This is a genomic window from Nocardioides kongjuensis, from assembly GCF_013409625.1.
GTDB lineage: Bacteria > Actinomycetota > Actinomycetes > Propionibacteriales > Nocardioidaceae > Nocardioides > Nocardioides kongjuensis.
In genome coordinates this window covers 5,548,438-5,566,875 of sequence record NZ_JACCBF010000001.1, presented here as the reverse complement: position 1 = coordinate 5,566,875, position 18,438 = coordinate 5,548,438, and the positions used below count along the sequence as shown (strand labels likewise).

The following is an 18,438-nucleotide window of genomic DNA, read 5'->3' as shown; positions in this document are numbered from 1 at the left end:
ATCAGAGGTTGATCATGTGGCCGGCGATCCCGTGGATCGCCTCCTTGACCGCCTCGGACAGCGTCGGGTGGGCGAACACGTTGCGACCCACCTCGTCGGCGGTCAGGTCCCACTTCTGCGCGAGGGTCAGCGCGGGGAGCAGCTCGGTGACGTCGGGGCCGATCATGTGGGCGCCGAGGATCTCGTTGAACTCGGCGTCGGCGACGATCTTGACGAAGCCGACGGCCTCGCCCAGGCCCATGGCCTTGCCGTTGGCGGTGAACGGGAAGGACGCGGTCTTGACGTCGTACCCCTTCTCCCTGGCCTGGGCCTCGGAGTAGCCGAACGAGCCGATCTGGGGCTGGCAGTACGTCGCACGCGGGACGAAGTCGTACTCGACCGGCATGGTCTCGGCACCGGACATGTGCTCGGCGGCGACGATGCCCATCGCCTCGGCGACGTGGGCGAGCATCATCTTCCCGGTGACGTCACCGATGGCGTAGACGCCCTCGACGTTGGTGCGGCAGAACTCGTCGATCTGGATCGCACCGCGCTCGGTCAGGGCGACGCCGGTGGCGTCGAGGCCGTAGCCCTCGACGCGCGGGGCGAAGCCGAAGGCCGCGAGGAACTTGTCGGCCTCGAGCACCTGCTCGTCACCGCCCGCGGCGGGTGCGACACGCACGCGCACGCCCGAGCCGGTGTCCTCGACGCCCTTGACGGCGGTGGAGGTCAGCACCTTCACGCCGAGCTTCTTGTAGTGGCGCGCGAGCTCCTTGGAGACGTCGGCGTCCTCGGTCGGGACCATCCGGTCGAGGAACTCGACGATGGTGACGTCGACACCGAAGTTCTTCAACACGTAGGCGAACTCCACGCCGATCGCACCGGAGCCGCCGATGATGATCGAGGAGGGCAGGTTCTCGTCGAGGATCTGCTCCTCGTAGGTGACGATGTTCTGCCCGTTGGGCGTGACGCCCGGGACGCTGCGGACCGTCGCGCCGGTGGCGATGATCAGGTTGTCGCACGTGTAGTCGGCGCTCGAGCCGTCGTTGAGGGCGACGGAGACCGACTTCGGACCGGTCAGGGTGCCCCAGCCGTCGATCTCGGTGATCTTGTTCTTCTTCATCAGGAAGTGGACGCCCTTGACGATGCCGGCGCTCACCTGACGCGAGCGCGCGTGCGTCGGGCCGAAGGCCATCGTCGCGTCACCCTCGATGCCGAACTTGGCCTTCTCGTGGGTCAGCGTGTGGGCCAGCTCGGCGTTCTTGAGCAGCGCCTTGGAGGGGATGCAGCCGACGTTGAGACAGACGCCGCCCCAGTACTTCTTCTCGATCACGGCAACGGACTTGCCGAGCTGAGCTGCGCGGATCGCGGCGACGTAACCACCGGGGCCGGCACCGAGGACGAGGACATCGAAGTGGGTCACGGAGCCAGCGTAGTAGGGCACCTGCTTGTGTCGGACATCACGCTCACGGCAGAGTGCACCTACCCACGAGTACGGCGGCATCGGGTCGCCGTACGCGAAGAGGAAGCTGCTCCCTCCATGTCTCGGATTCTCGGATTCACCGCGTCCTGCGCGCTCGCCCTCGCCGGCCTGGCGGCCGTGCCACTCCCCCAGGCGCAGGCCGCTCCCACGGGCCTCGTCGACGTGATCGTCACCCTCGCTCCGGGCGCCGACGCCGCGGCCACCGCCCGCTCCGTCGCCGGCGGCCCGGGTCGCGTCACCCACGTCTACGAGCACGCGATCAACGGCTTCGCAGCCAGCCTCCCGGACGCTGCGCTCAGCGCCCTGCGCGGCAACGGCCGGGTGCGGTCGATCGAGCTCGACGCGCCCGTCCACGCCAGCGGCACGCAGACGCCGACGCCCAGCTGGGGCCTGGACCGGGTCGACCAGCGCAACCTGCCCCTCGACAACGCCTACTCGTGGACGAGCACCGGCTCGGGCGTCGACGCGTACGTCGTCGACACCGGCATCCAGCTCAACCACCCGGACCTCGGCGGCCGGGCGGTGTCCGGCACCGACACGGTCGACGGGGACGCCGACGCGAGCGACTGCAACGGCCACGGCACCCACGTCGCCGGCACCATCGGCGGCACCAGCAAGGGGCTGGCGAAGGCGGCCCGGCTGGTCGCCGTACGCGTGCTGGACTGCAACGGCTCCGGCGCGACCTCCGGCGTGATCGCCGGCCTCGACTGGGTGGTCGCCAACCACCAGGCCGGCCGCCCGGCGGTCGCCAACATGAGTCTCGGCGGCAGCGCGTCCGCCACCCTCGACGCCGCCGTCAAGCGGGTGATCGCCGACGGCGTCACGATGGCCGTCGCGGCGGGCAACGAGAACGCCGACGCCTGCACGAAGTCCCCGGCCCGCGTCCCCGAGGCGCTGACCGTCGCAGCCAGCGACCGCACCGACGCACGCGCCGGCTTCTCCAACCGCGGCACCTGCGTCGACCTGTTCGCCCCCGGCGTCGACATCACCTCGGACTGGCTCAACGGCGGCACCAACACGATCAGCGGTACGTCGATGGCCACGCCGCACGTGACCGGCGCCGCGGCGCTCTACCTGTCCGCCCACCCGACCGCCACGCCCGCCCAGGTCGGCACCGCGGTCCTCGGCGCGACCACGAAGAACAAGGTCACCGGCACCGAGAAGAGCTGCGTGCTGCTGATCATCTGCTCCCCCGCCACCCCCAACAACCACCTGCTGTACACCGGCGCCTGAGCCCTGCCTCACCGACAGGCGGCGTACGACGGTCTAGCCTGAGCCCCGTGACGTCGTACGCCGCCTACGGCACCAACCTCGACCCCCAGCGGATGGGCGAGCGGTGCCCCCACTCGCCGCTGCAGACCACCGGCTGGCTGACCGGGTGGCGGCTGACCTTCGGCGGCGAGGAGCACGGGTGGGACGGCGCGCTGGCGACCATCGCACCGGACCCGATGAGCGCCGTCTTCGTCGCCGTCTACGACGTCAGCCCGCTCGACGAGCCGAACCTGGACCAGTGGGAGTCGGCCGACTCGGGGCTCTACCGCAAGACCAAGGTGCGGATCTCCACCATGGCCGGCGAGGTCGTCGCCTGGACCTACGTGCTCGACGCCTACGAGGGCGGGCTGCCCTCGGCCTCGTACCTGGGGGTGCTGGCCGACGCGGCCGAGGCCGCCGACGCGCCGGCCGACTACGTCACCGGGCTGCGGGCCCGGGCCTGTCGCTCGACCGGACTGTGAGGCGCGGCCTCACTGCAGGATCCTGGTCAGCAGGAGGTTGAGCAGCAGCCCGCTGGCGATGTCCGCGGCGCTGTAGTCCGACGAGGTCGCTCGCAGCTCGGAGCCCATCCGGTCGGCGGCCGGGGCCAGCTTCGCCAGGTCGGACCGGGCCGACTCCAGCGCGGCGTCGACGGCCGCGCTGAGCTCGTCGGCACCACCGACCTCACCGAGGAGCGAGGCGGGCAGGTGCAGGCCGGACAGGCGGGCCCGGACGGCGTCGAGCCCGTCCGCGGCGGCGAACGCGTCGAGGGCGCCCTGGTCGAGGGTGATCGGTTCGACGTAGTAGCCCTCGCTGTCGAACGCCCCGACCGGAAGGTCGAAGAGGTGGGTGCGGGCCCAGAAGTCCTCGAGGTCCCTGCCCTCGGAGCCGCCCGTGTCGCCGACGCCGTCGTCCTCGTCGCCGTACGTCCCGTCGCGCTCGCCGCCATCGGTGTCCCAGGGGGCGTAGTCGGTGGCCCCCGACTCGTTGATGCCGACCAGGCGGCCGTCGTCGGTGACGATCAGCTCCTCGGGGAGGTTCGCGACCGGGATCGACCCTGCGTGGTCCAGCTCGCCGTCGCGCACGACGTACGACTCGAGTGCTCCCGACTCCCCCCGGCCGTGGTTCACCGAGAAGACCAGCCTGTTGCCGGGCAGGACCGCCACCCCGTTGGCGCCGGCGGGGGCGTCGTACCTCTGCCCGCTGCTCAGGTCCGGCCGCCCGTCGGGGCCGATGTCGTAGACCCAGACGGCGTCCTCCTTGCCCTCCTTGTCCCACTTGCCGAGGTAGAGCTTGCCGTCGGCGGCCGTCGCGTACGACGTCGCGGGCAGGCTCTCGTTCACGACCGTCGGGTGCACCGTCGCCCCCGGGGCCGCCGCGTTGATCTTCGCCAGGTCGTAGTCGTAGAGCTTCCCCCCGCCCACGACGTAGACGTGGTTGCCGACCACCTCGACGCCACCCGCGTGGCTCGGGCCGAGGCTGAGGTTCCCGGCCCCGCCGAGCCGGACCTGGTTGACCACCTCGCCCGTGCGCGGGTCGGTGATGGTGAGCTGGCTGTCGTCGTAGTCGTCGTCCGCCTCCTCGGGGTCGCCGACGTTGGTGCGGTAGGAGGTCGTCAGGTAGTTGCCGCTCGCGGGGTCGTAGCCGAGCCCCTGCGGCGTCCAGCCACCGTCGTCGCCGTTGACCGCGGCGTCGGGGACCCGCGGGCCGCGCCCGCCGCCGTAGGCGAGAGCCCATCGGTAGTCGTCCGCGGCGCCGTCCTCGAGCCAGTCGAGCAGCTCGTCGTCGGCGGTCGTGACCTCGGTCCGGGCGGAGGCCAGCAGCGCCGCGTAGACGACGTACTCCTGGACCAGGGCGAAGTTGACCGCCGCGCGCAGGCTGTCGACCTGCCCGGCGTCGAGGGCGGGGTCGCGCCGGCGCCAGACCTTGATGGTCGAACGGGCCCATTCCTCGATCGCGTCCACCTGCCCGGCCAACCGGTCGAGCACCCGGCCGGTCCGGTAGAGCCGCCACGAGGTCAGGCAGCTCGCGACGAAGACCCGCTGGCCGGCGCCCAGGCAGGCCAGCACCGCGATGCCGCCGTTCCAGCGGACGCCGGCGAGTCCGGCAGTCAGCTGGTCGACCGCCTCGGTGATCTTCGTGTCCTCGAGCACGAGGTCCGCCCCGAGCTCGCGGAGCCGGGCCGGTCGCCCGGCCACGAGCCGCGCGAAGAGACGCTCGGGATCCGTCATCTCGCCCTCGTTCCTCGCGCGACCGTGCCGTGCCGTCGTTCCCCGGTCGGCCGCGGACCAAACGCCGCGGGACATGGTCGGGGACGGATGGGGTATGCAGGGGCCATGCACCGACGCCGGACGCTCGCGGCCCTCCTCCTCGTCGCGGTGGGCCTCGCCGGCTGCACCTCGGACCCGAGCCCGCGCCCCGACAGCGGTGGCACGGGGAAGCTCGCCGGGATGCCCGGCGTCCGGGACACGTGGTCCGGACTCCAGGAGGTCGAGGACGGCGTCCGCGGGCTGGTCGTCGTCGCGGACCTCGACAAGGACATCACCCCCGAGCAGCTCACCGACGTCCTGGCCGCGACCGAGGCGGCGAACCCCGACCAGTACGCGCTCTCGCTGGGCTGGGGCGAGCTGCCCAGGAGCGTGCCGGCCGAGCTCGGCGACCGCGACGTGATCGAGGGCGGCTACGGCCCGCTCGAGGCCACGGCCACAGACCGCGCCCCCCAGTTCCTGGCGGCAGCCCGCACCTTCGACGGCTCGGTCAGCCTGACCCCGCGCGGCACCGAGGTGGTCCTGTCCGGCGAGTCCCCCGACGACGTGACGGCCGCGCTCGATGCCGCGCTGGCCGACCCGGTGCTGCAGGCCAGTCCCCACGTGTCGGTGCGCACCGGGGAGCGGCAGGTCCCCGACTCGTCGGGCGTCGCGTGGGCGGCGCCGCTCACCGCCGACCTCGTCGACCGTTGGCGGACGCTGCGCGCGACCCTGGACCGTGCGCCCGCCGGCGCCGTCGCGAAGGTCCGGCTGCGCGAGGGCAACGACGACTGGCTCGCCGAGGGCGAGGCGCCACCCGGGCCCGCGATGTCGATTCGGACCCGGCTGGTGCTGCCCGGCGTCACCGACGAGGGCGCCGTGACCCCCGCGACCTGGGGCGAGCGGCTCTGGCCCCTGGTCCACGCCCAGCTGGACGTCGCCGGCACCCTGCCGGAGGGGTCGACGTACGAGCTCGGGCTTGACCTGAACCCCGGCGGACTGCCGAAGGACGAGACGATCGTGGCCCTCACCGTCGGCCGCGGCGCCGGCGACCGGCCGAGCGCGTGGGACCCCGCCGCGGCGCGCTACCTGCGGAGCGTGACCTCCGACTAACCTGACGCGTTGTCAGGTTATGCGGACGTCCTCCCGTGCTCTCCGTCGCCTGTCCCTCGCCGTCACCGCCGTCGGCGTCGCCACCCTGTCGCTGGCGTTCCCCGACGCCGCGCCGGCGCAGCCCGGCGAGGACGCGGCGGACCGAACGGCCCGCACGGCGCTCCCCGCGGCGCCGACCTCGCTGCCGCAGCGGGCGCCCGGCCTGCGCGACGTGATGTGGGTCGGCAACAACTGGGCCGGTACGGCGAGCGTCGTCGACGCTCACGACTTCACGGTGCTCAAGCGTGGCGTCGACCTGGTCCCCGACAAGGCACAGGAGCTCGCCGACATCCGCAGGAGCCCGGTCGACCTGGCGTACTTCCTGCTCATCCGGTACGGCCCCGGCGAGGGCCACGACCAGTTCGTCGACGACATGTTCACCACGCTCGACGGGCGCTACCTCGCGGTGTCGCGCCCCAGCTTCGCCGACGTCGTGTGGATCGACATCGCGAAGGCGACCGCCGGTGCCCCGGACTCGATCGTGCGCGAGCAGTCGATGGACGGCAACCGCAGCGACCACATGGCGCTCTCCCGCGACGGCCGCCGGCTGCTGGTCTCGGACTCGACCAAGCGCCAGGTGATCGAGTACTCCATGGTCGACGAGACGCTCACCGACGGCACCGTGGTGAAGATGGGCGACCGGATGCGCACCTTCCCGTCCGGGGAGACCCCGCACGAGAGCAACTACACGCAGGACGGCCAGCGGATCTTCCACGCCTCGATCGGCCTGGTCTACACGCCCGGCGACGTCCCGCTCCTCGACCCGCTCAAGGGCGACCGGTGGTTCCAGGTCGTGCGCAGCTCCGACTTCTCGATCCTCCGCAGGTGGGGCATCGGCCGCGAGCTGGCCGAGGCCGGGTACCCGAACATGAGCAGCGCCGTGCGCCCGATGGCGGTCTCGCCCGACGAGCGCTACGTCTACTTCCAGGTGTCCTTCTTCCACGGCTTCGTCGAGTTCGACACCCAGGCCCCCGACCTCGACGGCAAGGTCGACTACACCCTCGGCGGGGTGCCCGAGCCGTCCGTCGGCGCGGTCACGCGGCTGGTCCCGCTGCCCAACCGGGTGCCGAACATGCTGCGCGAGAAGTACGTCAACGACTCGGCCCACCACGGCCTGTCGATCAACGCCGCCGGCGACACCCTCTGCGTCGCCGGCACCATGGACGACTACGCCGCACTGGTCGACCGTGCGTCGGGCCACTACACGATCTTCGACGAGGGGACGACCGGCCACACCTACCTCAAGCCGTACTGGACCACCGAGGGCCTCGACGACACCTGCTGGATCTCGCTGTCCGGCAGCGACGCCGTCGCGGTCATCGACACGAACACCGGCGAGGAGCTCGCCTACCGCGAGGTCGGCGACCACCCCCAGCGGGTGCGGCACGGCTATGTCCCGCAAAGCCTCGTCGCGACCTGGTGATGAGTAGGCTCGCGCCGTGACCGAGTCGCCCACGCCGTACGCCCTGGCCGAAGAGGCCGCCGCCCGTCTCGCCGAGCTCACCGGCGTGGCCCGTCACGACGTCGCGCTCGTGCTCGGCTCCGGCTGGCTGCCGGCCGCCGACGCGCTCGACGGCGCGGGCGGCGCGAACACGACCGAGATCGACGTGACCTCGCTGCCGGGCTTCGCGGCGTCGGCGGTGCAGGGGCACTCCGGCAAGGTCCGCTCGATCCGGATCCCCGGCACCGACGGCAACCCCGACCGCCACCTGCTGGTCTTCCTCAGCCGCACCCACTACTACGAGGGTCGCGGGGTCGCGGCCGTCGTCCACGGCGTGCGTACGGCGGCCGCCGCCGGCTGCCGCGCGATCGTGCTCACCAACGGCTGCGGCGGGCTCAAGGAGACCTGGACGCCCGGCACGCCGGTGCTGATCAGCGACCACATCAACCTGACCGGCGAGTCGCCCATCGTCGGCGCCAACTTCGTGGACCTCACCGACCTCTACTCCTCGCGACTGCGCGCGATGTGCCGCGAGGTGGAGCCCAGCCTCGACGAGGGCGTCTACGTCCAGTTCACCGGCCCCCACTACGAGACCCCGGCCGAGGTGCGGATGGCCGGCATCATGGGCGGCCACCTGGTCGGCATGAGCACCACCCTCGAGGCGATCGCCGCACGTGAGGCCGGCATGGAGATCCTCGGCATCAGCCTGGTCACCAACCTCGCCGCCGGCCTGAGCGGCGAGCCGCTCAACCACGCCGAGGTCCTCGAGGCGGGCCGCAACGCCGCCACCCGGATGGGCGCGCTGCTCGGCAGCATCGTCCCGCGCATCTGACCTGTCCGCCTCTGCCGTGGAGCCCTACGCCGAGGTCGAGGAGTCCTACCGCCGCTTCGCCGACGAGGCGGCGGACTCGCCGACCTTCGCGGCGTGGGCGGCCGCCGTGGCCGAGGACCCCGAGGTCGTCGCGTGGATCCGCACGCTGCCGGAGCTCAAGCAGCAGCCCAACCTGGTGTTCGCGGCCGCCCGGCACCACGGCGTACCCGCGCCGGGTCCGTACGACGACCTGCGGGCCGCGCTGCTCGGTGACTCCGGTGCGCTGCGGGCCACCATCCTGGCTCGGGCCACCCAGACCAACGAGGTCGGCCGGCTGGCCACCCTGGTGCCGGCGTTCACCCGCTTCCCCGGGCCGCTGGCGCTGCTCGAGGTCGGCTCGTCCGCCGGGCTGTGCCTGTACCCCGACCGGTGGGGCTACCGCTGGACCACCGACTCCGGCGACGTCGTGCTCGGCGACGAACCGCTGCTCCCCTGCCGGGTGAAGGGGCCCGCTCCCCTGCCGAGCGCGCTGCCCGACGTGGCCTGGCGCGGCGGCATCGACCTGCACCCGCTCGACGTCACCGACGCCGACCACACGGCCTGGCTGGAGACCCTGGTCTGGCCCGAGCAGGACGAGCGCCGGACCCGCCTGGTCCGGGCGATCGACGTGGCCCGCACGGACCCGCCGGTGGTCGTGGCCGGCGACCTGGTCGCGGAGCTGCCGGCGATGGTGGAGCGGGCGTCGGCGTACGGGACCGTCGTGGTGTTCCACAGCGCCGTCGTCGCCTACCTCCCGCCACCGCGCCGGCTGGAGTTCGACACGCTGGTGCGCGACCTCGTCGCCGCCGGGAAGTGCCACTGGGTGAGCAACGAGGGCAAGCGGGTGCTGCCCTCCGTGACCGCCAGCGGCCCGCCGATCCCGGCCGAGCACCCCACGTTCGTGCTCGGGATCGACGGGCAGATGGTCGCGCAGACCCACGGTCACGGGCGGGCGATGCGCTGGACGGCGTGACGGGGCGGACCGGTCAGCTGGCGCGGTTCATCCGCCGCACGCCGACCCACAGCCCGAACGCGGCGACGACCAGCGACGCGGCGAACCCGGCCAGCACGGTGTCGGCCGGGAAGGAACCGGCGAACAGGGCGCGCTCGGCGTCGACGATGTAGCTGAGTGGGTTGAGGTCGGACGCCGTCCGCAGCCAGCCGGGGGCGCCGTCGAGCGGGAGCAGGACGCCGGCGAGCAGCAGGAGCGGGAAGATCACGGTCTGCTGGACGGTCCAGAACACCCAGGACTGCTCCTTCGCAGCGACGGCGAGGGCCAGGCTGAGGGCGCCGAGGCCGACGCTGAACGGGACCAGGACGAGCACGCCGACGAGCACGCCGCCCAGGTGCAGGTCGAAGCTGAACGGCGTCACGACCGCGACGATGATCAGCGTCTGCAGCAGCAGCGGCACCATCTCGCGCAGCGCCTTGCCGATCAGCAGCGACGAGCGACGCACGGGCGAGACGAGCAGCCGCTCGAAGGAGCCGCTGATGATCTCCTCCGACAGGTTGGCGCCGGTGAAGGACGCGCTCATCAGTGCGGTCATCGACACGATGCCGGGGACGAACCACTGCAGCGCCGACCCGGTCGGCGTGTCGGGCAGCAGCGGCGCGAACAGGCCGAGGAAGACCAGCGGCTGCACCATCGCGAACAGCACCGACGCCGGCTGGCGCAGCACCGGCTGCAGCTCGCGCACGAGCACGTTGACGATGTCGGCGACGAGGCCGACCGGCCTCGAGTCGACACGGGGACGGCGGACGGCGGGTGCCGCCGCGGGGGCGAGGTCGATGCTCATGCTGCTGCTCCTTCGGTGGAGGCGGACGGGGTGGTGGAGGTCTCGCGCAGGCTGCGCCCGGTGAGGTCGAGGAAGACGTCGTCGAGGGTCGGTCCGACCACCTCGATCCGGGTGACCGGCGTGCCGGCCGCGGCCAGGTCGGCGACCAGGGTGGGGGCGGCGTCACGGCCGAAGGCCGCCCGGACCGCGACGTGGCTGCCCGTGACGGTGACCTGGGCGCCCTCGATCCGGTCGGCGCGGGTGGCCGCCGCGCGGGCCGCGTCGGCGGAGGCGAAGTCCATGGCGACCAGGTCGCCGAGGGCGGACTTGAGGGCGTCGGCGCGGTCGTCGGCGATCACCTGGCCGTGGTCGATCACGATCACCCGCCCGGCGAGGGCGTCGGCCTCCTCGAGGTAGTGGGTGGTCAGCACGATCGTGGTGCCGAGCTCGGCGTTGAGGCGACGGACCTGCTCCTGCAGGTTGACCCGGTTCTGCGGGTCGAGGCCGGTGGAGGGCTCGTCGAGGAAGAGGATCGGCGGCTCCTGGACCAGGCCGATCGCGACGTCGAGCCGCCGCCGCTGACCGCCGGAGAGCTGGGCGACCGGGCGGTCGGCGTGCTCGGTGAGGTCGAACGCCTCGAGCAGCTCCTCGGTCCGGGTCCGTGCGTCGCGCCGGGACAGGCCGTGGGCGCGGGCCTGGCACATGATCTCGTCGCGGCCGCGGTACTGGTGGCCGGCGGCGTTGCCCTGGCCGACGTACCCGATCGACCGGCGGACCGCCGCGCGGTCGCGGACCACGTCGTGCCCGGCGACGGTCGCGCTGCCCGCGGTCGGCGCGATCAGCGTGGTGAGCATCCGCAGGGTCGTGGACTTGCCCGCGCCGTTGGGGCCGAGGAAGGCGACCAGCTCGCCGGCCGCCACCTCCAGGTCGAGACCGCGCACGGCCTCGATCGTCTGCTTGTTGCGTGTGAAGTGGCGGGTGAGCCCGGCGGTGCGGATCACCGGCCCGCTGGCCTGGTGGGTCGTGTTCATCTCCATGACCACCACGCTAGGGACCATTCCGGTCAGGTTCTGTCCTGAATCCTGACTATCGTGGAACCATGTCCACCTCGGCCCGGATGCTGCGGCTCCTGTCCCTCCTGCAGACCCACCGGTTCTGGTCCGGCGGCGACCTCGCCGCGCGCCTCGAGGTCAGCGACCGGACCCTGCGTCGCGACGTCGAGCGCCTGCGCGACCTGGGGTACGACGTCGACGCCGTCCGCGGGGCGGCCGGCGGCTACCAGCTGCGCGCGGGCGGGGCGATGGCGCCGCTGCTGCTCGACGACGACGAGGCGGTGGCCGTCGCGGTCGGCCTGCGCGCGGCCGCGAACGGCGGCGTCCCCGGCTTCGAGGACACGACGCTGCAGGCGCTGACCAAGGTGATCGCACTGATGCCGCCGCGGCTGCGCCGCCGGATGGGCGCACTGCAGACCCAGACCGAGGGGCTGCCCTGGTCGGGCGGACCGACGCTCGATCCCACGGTGCTGACGACGCTGGCCCAGGCCTGCCGCGACGACGAGGTGGTCACCTTCCCCTACACCGCCGCCGACGGCACGAGCACCACGCGCCGCGTCGAGCCGCACCGGCTGGTGAACCTCGGCCGGCGCTGGTACCTCGTCGCGCACGACCGCGAGCGCCAGGACTGGCGCTCGTTCCGGGTGGACCGGCTGGCCGACGTACCGACCACCACGGGCCAGCGGTTCCGGCCGCGGGAGGTCCCCGGTGGCGACGCGGCGCAGTACGTCAGCCGCGGCCTGCGGAACCGGCCGCAGCGCCACCACGTGCAGGTCGTCGTCCGGGCGCCCGCCGCCGAGGTGCACGCCGTGATGGGCCGCTGGGGCGAGGTCGAGGCACTCGGCGCGGACCGCTGCCGGATGACGATGAGCACCGACACGCTCGACTGGCCGGTGCTCGTGCTCGCCAACCTCGACCGCGACTTCGAGGTCGAGGAGCCGGCCGAGCTGGCCGCGCTGATCGGCCGGCTCGGCGCCCGGGTCAGCCGGTAGCCCTCAGGAACCGCCCGGTCCGTCGTACGCCGACCGCCGGGGTCGGGACGCCGTCCTCGACGACGACCTCGCCACCGACGAGCACCGCGGCCACGGTCGCGTCGTTGCGGTTGACCATGCGGGACAGGTTGCCGAAGGCCGGGACCGGGGCCTCGGCGTACGCGTCCAGGGAGTCGTCGAGCCGCTCGGGGTCGATGACCACGAGGTCGGCCCGGTCGCCCTCGCGCAGGTGGCCCGCGTCGATGCCGTACCAGTCGCCGAGCTCGCCGGTGATCCGGTGCACGGCGTGCTCGAGCGTCATGAAGGGACGACCGGCCCGCTCGGCGTCATGGACCCGCCGCAGCAGCCGGAGCCCGAAGTTGTAGAACGCCATGTTGCGCAGGTGGGCGCCGGCGTCGGAGAAGCCGAGCTGGACGCCCGGGTCGGAGGTCAGCTTGTCGAGGACCTTCGGCCGGTGGTTGGAGATCGTGGTGCGCCAGCGCACCTTCTCGCCGTGCTCGACGACGAGGTCGAGGAAGGCGTCGACGGGGTGCACGCCGCCACGCTCGACCCCGACCTGGCCGAAGGTCTTGCCGACGACCGTCGCGTCGGGGCACTCGGTGATCTCGGCGTCGAAGAAGTCGCGGTGCCACACCCGCGGGCCGTACCTCTTGTCGTAGTCCTTGCGGAACCAGCGGCGATAGTCCTCGTCGGCGAGCAGCGCGCGCTGCTCCTCGATCTGGTTCGACAGGTGCAGCGCGGCGGCACCGGAGCCGAACTCCTCGAACACCGGCAGCGCGATGCCGTCGGAGTAGACCTCGAAGGGCACCGGCAGGTGCTGGAAGCGCAGGTCGCCGCCGAACCGGTTGACGGTGCGGGCGATCAGCGGGAACAGGTGGGCGACCATGGGGATCGCCTTGATGTCCGCGGCCGAGAGCAGGCTGACCTTGAGCGCCGGCTTGCGGCCCCATCCGCAGCTGCTGAACGCCATCCGGGCCAGGCTCTGCGGCTTCGCGACGTCGGGACCGCCCTGCAGGGCGCGGCCGCGTGCCCGGAGCAGCTTGTTGAGGCGCTTGCGCTCGCGCCGTCTCGCGTACGTCGACGGCAGGGTGCGCGAGCGGCAGGTCTCGCCGTCCAGCTTGTCGAACATCAGCTCCTGGGAGGACATGCCGACGAAGCCCTCGTCCAGCGCGTCGCGGAGGTCGGCCTCCATCCGGTCCAGCTCGGCAGCGCTGGGCCGGACCGTCGGGTCGGTCGAGCGGGACAGTCCCATCCGCGCGGAGCGGATGTCGGAGTGCCCGATGAACGCGGCGATGTTGGGGCCGAGGGGCAGCTCCTCGAGCGCAGCGACGTACTCCCCCGCGCTCGTCCACGTCTTCAGCTCGTCGAGGGCGCCGACGACGTACGGGCGCGGGATCGCCTCGACCCGGCCGAACAGGTCGCCGGCGTCCTCGGGCGCGGCGTGCACGGTGGACAGGGAGCACGAGCCGAGGAAGGTCGTGGTGATGCCGTGCCGCAGGGACTCCGTCAGCCCCGGCTGGACGAGCACCTCGACGTCGTAGTGGGTGTGGATGTCGACCATGCCCGGCAGCACCCAGTGCCCGGTCGCGTCGATCACCCGCGGGCAGTCCGCCTCGTCGAGCGGATCAGCGCTGACGGCGACGACCTTCCCGTCGCTGATGCCGAGGTGGCGCACCGCCGAGGGGGCACCGGTCCCGTCGAACCACCGGCCGTTGCGGACGATGACGTCGTAGCCCTGGGTGCTCATGAGTTGCTCCTGACCGCTTCCGCGTAGTCGTGGTCCCGCTCGCCCCGCGACCAGAGCAGGTCGTCGGTGGCCAGTCCCTGGGCACGCAGCTCGCGCTTGAGGACCTTGTTGGTGGCGGTGCTCGGCAGGGCCGTGGACACCCGGACGTGGCGCGGCCACGCCTTCGGCGACAGGTCCGGCTGCTCAGCGAGGAAGGACGCGAACCCCACGGGGTCGAGGGAGGCCCCGTCCCGCAGCACCAGCGCACACATCAGCTGGTCACCGACCCGCTCGTCCGCGACGGCGTACACCGCCGCCTGGGAGATCGCGTCGTGGCGCAGCAGCAGCTGCTCGACCGGCGCCGCAGCGAGGTTCTCGCCGTCGACGCGCAGCCAGTCGTCGGTGCGGCCGGCCAGGAACACGAAGCCGTCGGCGTCGCGGTAGGCGAGGTCGCCGGACCAGTACATGCCACCCTCGAGCCGCTCGGCCGTCGCCTTCTCGTCGTTGTAGTAACCGCCGAAGAAGCCCGCCCCCTGGGTGTTGACCAGCTCGCCGACCGCCTCGTCGAGGTTGGTCACACGGCCCTCGGCGTCGTACGTCGCGCGCGGGCACTCGGTGCGGGTCACCCGGTCGTAGACCGCCACCCCGTCGAACGGGACGCCGATCGAGCCGGGCGGCGTCTCCTCGTTGCGGGTGATGATGATGGCGTTCTCGGTCGATCCGAAGCCGTCCCACACCGAGCAGCCGAAGCGCTGCGCGAACTCGCGGATGTCGCGCTCCGAGGCCTCGTTGCCGAAGGCGAAGCGCAGCGGGTTGTCCGCGTCGTCGGGCCGCTCCGGCGTCGCGAGGACGTAGGCGAGCGGCTTGCCGACGTAGTTCAGGTAGGTCGCACCGTGGCGCCGGACGTCGTCGATGAAGCCGCGCGCCGAGAACTCGGCCACGGCCAGGGCGGCGCCGGAGGCCGCGCTGACGGCGTAGCCGGCCGCGATGGCGTTGCTGTGGAACATCGGCATCGAGCAGTAGACGACGTCGTCGGCGTCGAGGCCGTACTTGTCGACCAGCACCGAGCCCGCCATCACCACCATGAAGTGCGCGACCTGCACCGCCTTCGGCTCACCGCTCGTGCCCGAGGTGAAGATGAGCATGAAGGTGTCCATCGCCGCCGGCGTCGGGAAGCCGTCGGTGGTCGTCGGTGCGTTCGCGACCAGTGCCGGCCAGGCGGCGGCGTCGGTGTCGATCACCGTCGCGCCGCCGAGGTCGAGGCCGTCGAGCAGCGGGCGGTGCGTCCTGTCGGTGAGCAGCACCTGGCAGTCTGCCCGGCGTACGTCGGACGCGAGCGCCTCACCGCGTCGGGTCGCGTTGATGCCGGCGGTGACGTGCCCGCTGATCGCGCCGGCCGAGATCGCGAGCGCCATCTCGGGACCGTTGGGCAGCAGGAGCCCGACGTGCAGCGGGCTGCCGGCCTGATCGTCGGTCTCGGCCATCGAGCGCAGCACGTGCGCCCGGGCCGCGGCGCCGGCGACGACCTCGCGCCAGGACCAGGTGCGGTCCTCGTGCCGCAGGCCGACGGAGTCGCGCTCCGCGTGGGCGAGCAGGAGCCCCTGGACGGTGTCAGCCATGGGCCGGCTCCAGATCGGGCGACGCGACAGCCGGGACCGTGACGTGCCGCAGCAGGAAGTGCAGCGCGTGCTCGACGGCGGGCTCGTGGAACGGCTTGCCGGCGAACAGGTCGAAGTGGTCGCCCGGGTAGTGGCGGACCTCGGCACGCCCCGCGAAGGCGGCCTTCATCGCGGCGTGCAGCGGGGCGCTGCGGTCGAAGTCGGCGACCTGCACCAGCCACGGGGTGCCGGCGATCGCGGCGGCGGCCTTCGCCGGAGCGCGGGTGCCGAGCTCCATCACGACGTCGGCGGCGACCTCGTTGCGCCAGGTCGGACCGGCGATCGCGAGGTAGTCCTCGTAGGCGCCCGACAGGGTCAGCGCACCGGTCTCGCCGGGGTGCGCGACGACCGGGATCATCGCCGGGCCGAGGCCCGCCCTGCGTCGTACGGCGCTCGCGATGCCGCGCCCCGTGGAGGCGAGCAGCTGGCCGGGGCGGTGGTGCTGGGTGGCCAGACGGGCGGCGGCGAGGCCGTCGACCATCGGCACGACCGAGACCACCGCGGCGATGTCGGTGCGCTCGGCGGCGACCGAGACGACGTGTCCGCCACCGAGCGAGACGCCCCAGAGCACGACCCGGGTCGGGTCGACGCCGGGCAGCCGCTTCGCCGCGTCGACCGCCGCGTGGAGGTCGGCGACCTGGCCCGCGAGCGAGACGACCTGTCGCGGCTCGCCGTCGCTCGCGCCGAAGCCGCGGTAGTCGACGGTGACCGCGTGCAGTCCGGCCGCGGCGAATGCCTCGGCGAAGGGGAACAGGCCGGCGTCCTGGGTGCCCGCGAGGCCGTGCGCGAGGACGACGACGGGGGCGCCGTCGGCACCGGCGAAGTGGGTGGCGGCACAACGGACGTCGCCGGAGGTGAAGTCGAAGGTCGTGCGGGTCATGCGGGGCTCCCGTAGATGCTCTGGATCCAGATGTGGGTGATCGCGTCGATGTGGGCCTCGCGCTCGGGGCCGACGCCCATCGCGTGCCGCTCGACGGCGTGGTCGTTGAGGTCGAGCAGGACCGCCGCGAGGACGTGCGCGTCGGCACCGGTCTGCGCGTGGCCGGCGGCCCGCTCGCGCTCGATCATCTCCGCGGTCATCTCCGCGAACTCGGCGCGCCCGGCCTCCCACAGCTCGCGGACGGCGGCGCTCGTGGCGCGCGCCTCGAGGAGCGCGCGGTAGGTGTGCGGGGTCCTGTCCACGGAGTCGAACAGGGTCGCGACGACGGTGCGGATCCGGGTCCGGGGGTCGCCCTCGGCCTTGACCAGCAGGTCGGTGGCGTCCGACGCGTCGTCGTACAGCTCGGCCATCAGGGCCAGGACGGCGGTCGCCTTGCTCTCGAAGTAGAAGTAGAACGCCGAGCGGGTGACGCCCGCGCGGCGGGAGATCTCCGCGACGTTGACCTCCTCGAGCGTCTGCTCGCGGAGCAGCTCGTCGAGCGCCTCGAGCAGCGCCGTGCGACGCTGGTCGCCGCGGTTGACGCTGCGCCGGTCCACCATCCGGGCCCACAGGCGCTCGTCGTTCATCGGGCCACCGCCGCGGCCGCGCGGGCCCGGCCGGCGGGGATCTCCCTCGTGCGCAGGTCGTGCTCGTAGACGAAGTAGTCGAGCTGCTGGGTGTGCCGGGCGCTCTGGACCATGTGACCGGTGTACTTCTGCGTGTCCTCGTCGATCACCCGCTCCATCTCGTCGGTCGACGGCGTCGCGTAGCGACCGACCAGCCAGGCCGCCACCATCCGGGTCTGGCACTCGACGAACGGGAACAGGGTCGGCGTCGACTGGGCGAAGCCGATGAAGGCGAGGTCGTCGAAGCCGGGCATGAAGACCCGCTTGTAGAGCCGGATGTCGTTGTCAGGGGCGCTGATGAGCTCGGGATCGAAGAACGGGAACGTGATGTTGTAGCCGGTCGCGTAGATGATCACGTCGAAGTCCGCGCTCGTGCCGTCCTCGAAGTGGACGGTCTCGCCGTCGAGCCGGGCGACGTTGCCCTTCGGAGTGACGTCGCCGGACTTCAGCCGCAGCGGCAGCTCGCCGGACTGGGTGGGGTGGGCCTCGAAGAACTTGTGGTTCGGTGTCGGCAGACCGTAGAGCGTGGGGTCGGACGCCGTGAACCGCTGCCCCCATTGCGCCACCTTGCGCTGCCAGCTCAACGGCAGGTGGGGGTTGGTGCGGTAGTTCATGTCGGCGGCCTTGCCGTAGAGCAGCTTCGGCACGATCCACGCGCTGCTCCGCGTCGACAAGGTGACCTGGTTGCGCATCGCCTTCTGCGACAGCTCCACGGTGATGTCCGCCGCGCTGTTGCCGATCCCGACCACGAGGATCCGCTTGTCCATCAGGTGCAGCGGCGTCCACGGGTCGATGTAGGCGTGCGAGTGGATCGTCTCGCCGGTGAACTCGCCGGGGAACTCGGCGAAGCGGGGGTCCCAGTGGTGGCCGTTGGCCACCAGGAGCACGTCGAAGTCGCGGGTCCGGCCCGCCTGGTCGGTGATGTCCCAGCCGCCTTCGGGGCGGCGCTCGGCGCTGACCACGCCGTTCTCGAACTCGATGCGCCGGCGCAGGTCGAAGGCGTCGACGTACGCGTCGAGGTAGTCCTTGATCTGGGTGTGGTGCGGGAAGTCCGGGTACTCCTCGGGCATCGGGAAGTCCTTGAAGGACAGCTGGTGCTTCGAGGTGTCGATGTGCAGCGAGCGGTAGGCGCTGCTGTGCCCGTTGGGGTTGCCGAACGCCCAGTTGCCGCCGACCCGGTCCGACGACTCGAAGGTCGTGAACTCCACGCCGTAGTCGGCGAGCATCTTGCTCATCGTGAGGCCGCTGATGCCCGCGCCGATCACGGCGACGGTGGGACCACTCATCG

The 18,438-nt window shown here is 72.4% G+C and carries 16 protein-coding genes; 7 read left to right on the top strand and 9 right to left on the bottom strand.

Annotated elements, in window-relative coordinates; translation table 11 throughout:
• Position 1: 1 nt before the first annotated feature.
• Positions 2-1,402 (bottom strand): dihydrolipoyl dehydrogenase, encoded by a 1,401-nt coding sequence (gene lpdA / locus BJ958_RS26690; protein ID WP_179729778.1) that lies wholly within the window; start codon positions 1,400-1,402, stop codon positions 2-4.
• Positions 1,403-1,519: 117 nt separating this feature from the next.
• Between lpdA and BJ958_RS26685 the strand changes: the two genes are divergently transcribed.
• Together BJ958_RS26685 and BJ958_RS26680 are read left to right on the top strand one after the other, a co-directional pair.
• Positions 1,520-2,695, top strand: a complete 1,176-nt coding sequence (locus tag BJ958_RS26685) for a S8 family peptidase (RefSeq protein ID WP_179729777.1) — start codon at positions 1,520-1,522, stop codon at positions 2,693-2,695.
• A 47-nt stretch (positions 2,696-2,742) separates the two neighbouring features.
• The gene (locus BJ958_RS26680) at positions 2,743-3,195 is read left to right on the top strand and encodes a gamma-glutamylcyclotransferase (protein ID WP_179729776.1); all 453 of its coding nucleotides are present in this window, start codon (positions 2,743-2,745) and stop codon (positions 3,193-3,195) included.
• A 9-nt stretch (positions 3,196-3,204) separates the two neighbouring features.
• On the opposite strand, the gene BJ958_RS26675 is transcribed toward BJ958_RS26680, so the two are convergent.
• Positions 3,205-4,944: an LVIVD repeat-containing protein gene (locus tag BJ958_RS26675; protein ID WP_179729775.1), complete on the bottom strand. Its 1,740-nt coding sequence runs from the start codon at positions 4,942-4,944 to the stop codon at positions 3,205-3,207.
• A 105-nt stretch (positions 4,945-5,049) separates the two neighbouring features.
• Here BJ958_RS26675 and BJ958_RS26670 point away from each other — a divergent pair, with 105 nt between their 5' ends.
• The 4 genes from BJ958_RS26670 to BJ958_RS26655 are packed head-to-tail and all read left to right on the top strand — an operon-like array spanning position 5,050 to position 9,375.
• The gene (locus tag BJ958_RS26670) at positions 5,050-6,072 is read left to right on the top strand and encodes a hypothetical protein (RefSeq protein ID WP_179729774.1); all 1,023 of its coding nucleotides are present in this window, start codon (positions 5,050-5,052) and stop codon (positions 6,070-6,072) included.
• A 19-nt stretch (positions 6,073-6,091) separates the two neighbouring features.
• The gene (locus BJ958_RS26665; RefSeq protein WP_179729773.1) at positions 6,092-7,534 is read left to right on the top strand and encodes a YncE family protein; all 1,443 of its coding nucleotides are present in this window, start codon (positions 6,092-6,094) and stop codon (positions 7,532-7,534) included.
• A 16-nt stretch (positions 7,535-7,550) separates the two neighbouring features.
• Entirely contained in the window at positions 7,551-8,384 is an 834-nt protein-coding gene (locus BJ958_RS26660; RefSeq protein ID WP_179729772.1) for a purine-nucleoside phosphorylase, read from the top strand.
• Positions 8,385-8,400: 16 nt separating this feature from the next.
• Positions 8,401-9,375: a DUF2332 family protein gene (locus tag BJ958_RS26655; protein ID WP_179729771.1), complete on the top strand. Its 975-nt coding sequence runs from the start codon at positions 8,401-8,403 to the stop codon at positions 9,373-9,375.
• A 13-nt stretch (positions 9,376-9,388) separates the two neighbouring features.
• Here the strand turns inward: BJ958_RS26655 and BJ958_RS26650 are convergent, their stop codons facing one another.
• Complete coding sequence (locus tag BJ958_RS26650; RefSeq protein WP_179729770.1) at positions 9,389-10,198, bottom strand: ABC transporter permease; 810 nt, start codon at positions 10,196-10,198, stop codon at positions 9,389-9,391.
• The gene (locus BJ958_RS26645) at positions 10,195-11,214 is read right to left on the bottom strand and encodes an ABC transporter ATP-binding protein (protein WP_246319105.1); all 1,020 of its coding nucleotides are present in this window, start codon (positions 11,212-11,214) and stop codon (positions 10,195-10,197) included. The genes BJ958_RS26650 and BJ958_RS26645 overlap by 4 nt, the downstream gene beginning before the upstream one ends.
• Before the next feature lie 62 nt (positions 11,215-11,276).
• On the opposite strand from BJ958_RS26645, the gene BJ958_RS26640 reads away from it, so the two are divergent.
• Positions 11,277-12,221: a helix-turn-helix transcriptional regulator gene (locus tag BJ958_RS26640; RefSeq protein WP_218865983.1), complete on the top strand. Its 945-nt coding sequence runs from the start codon at positions 11,277-11,279 to the stop codon at positions 12,219-12,221.
• Here BJ958_RS26640 and BJ958_RS26635 read toward each other — a convergent pair.
• The 5 genes from BJ958_RS26635 to BJ958_RS26615 are packed head-to-tail and all read right to left on the bottom strand — an operon-like array spanning position 12,211 to position 18,436.
• Positions 12,211-13,968 carry an N-acyl-D-amino-acid deacylase family protein gene (locus BJ958_RS26635; protein WP_179729769.1) on the bottom strand — a complete coding sequence of 586 codons (1,758 nt, stop codon included), beginning with the start codon at positions 13,966-13,968 and terminating at the stop codon, positions 12,211-12,213. The genes BJ958_RS26640 and BJ958_RS26635 overlap by 11 nt on opposite strands.
• The gene (locus tag BJ958_RS26630) at positions 13,965-15,566 is read right to left on the bottom strand and encodes an AMP-binding protein (protein WP_179729768.1); all 1,602 of its coding nucleotides are present in this window, start codon (positions 15,564-15,566) and stop codon (positions 13,965-13,967) included. Before BJ958_RS26630 ends, BJ958_RS26635 begins: the two co-directional genes overlap by 4 nt.
• Positions 15,559-16,485 (bottom strand): alpha/beta hydrolase, encoded by a 927-nt coding sequence (locus BJ958_RS26625; RefSeq protein ID WP_179729767.1) that lies wholly within the window; start codon positions 16,483-16,485, stop codon positions 15,559-15,561. Before BJ958_RS26625 ends, BJ958_RS26630 begins: the two co-directional genes overlap by 8 nt.
• Positions 16,482-17,111: a TetR/AcrR family transcriptional regulator gene (locus tag BJ958_RS26620; protein WP_218865982.1), complete on the bottom strand. Its 630-nt coding sequence runs from the start codon at positions 17,109-17,111 to the stop codon at positions 16,482-16,484. Before BJ958_RS26620 ends, BJ958_RS26625 begins: the two co-directional genes overlap by 4 nt.
• Positions 17,108-18,436, bottom strand: a complete 1,329-nt coding sequence (locus BJ958_RS26615) for a flavin-containing monooxygenase (protein ID WP_179729766.1) — start codon at positions 18,434-18,436, stop codon at positions 17,108-17,110. The genes BJ958_RS26620 and BJ958_RS26615 overlap by 4 nt, the downstream gene beginning before the upstream one ends.
• Positions 18,437-18,438: the final 2 nt, after the last annotated feature.

Bases quoted from the DNA above. Each gene is read 5' to 3' on its own strand.
- BJ958_RS26685 (WP_179729777.1), top strand. From the start codon at position 1,520: ATGTCTCGGATTCTCGGATTCACCGCGTCCTGCGCGCTCGCCCTCGCC.
- BJ958_RS26675 (WP_179729775.1), bottom strand. From the start codon at position 4,944: ATGACGGATCCCGAGCGTCTCTTCGCGCGGCTCGTGGCCGGGCGACCG.
- BJ958_RS26670 (WP_179729774.1), top strand. From the start codon at position 5,050: ATGCACCGACGCCGGACGCTCGCGGCCCTCCTCCTCGTCGCGGTGGGC.
- BJ958_RS26665 (WP_179729773.1), top strand. From the start codon at position 6,092: ATGCGGACGTCCTCCCGTGCTCTCCGTCGCCTGTCCCTCGCCGTCACC.
- BJ958_RS26650 (WP_179729770.1), bottom strand. From the start codon at position 10,198: ATGAGCATCGACCTCGCCCCCGCGGCGGCACCCGCCGTCCGCCGTCCC.
- BJ958_RS26645 (WP_246319105.1), bottom strand. From the start codon at position 11,214: ATGGAGATGAACACGACCCACCAGGCCAGCGGGCCGGTGATCCGCACC.
- BJ958_RS26640 (WP_218865983.1), top strand. From the start codon at position 11,277: ATGTCCACCTCGGCCCGGATGCTGCGGCTCCTGTCCCTCCTGCAGACC.
- BJ958_RS26635 (WP_179729769.1), bottom strand. From the start codon at position 13,968: ATGAGCACCCAGGGCTACGACGTCATCGTCCGCAACGGCCGGTGGTTC.
- BJ958_RS26630 (WP_179729768.1), bottom strand. From the start codon at position 15,566: ATGGCTGACACCGTCCAGGGGCTCCTGCTCGCCCACGCGGAGCGCGAC.
- BJ958_RS26625 (WP_179729767.1), bottom strand. From the start codon at position 16,485: ATGACCCGCACGACCTTCGACTTCACCTCCGGCGACGTCCGTTGTGCC.
- BJ958_RS26620 (WP_218865982.1), bottom strand. From the start codon at position 17,111: ATGAACGACGAGCGCCTGTGGGCCCGGATGGTGGACCGGCGCAGCGTC.
- BJ958_RS26615 (WP_179729766.1), bottom strand. From the start codon at position 18,436: ATGAGTGGTCCCACCGTCGCCGTGATCGGCGCGGGCATCAGCGGCCTC.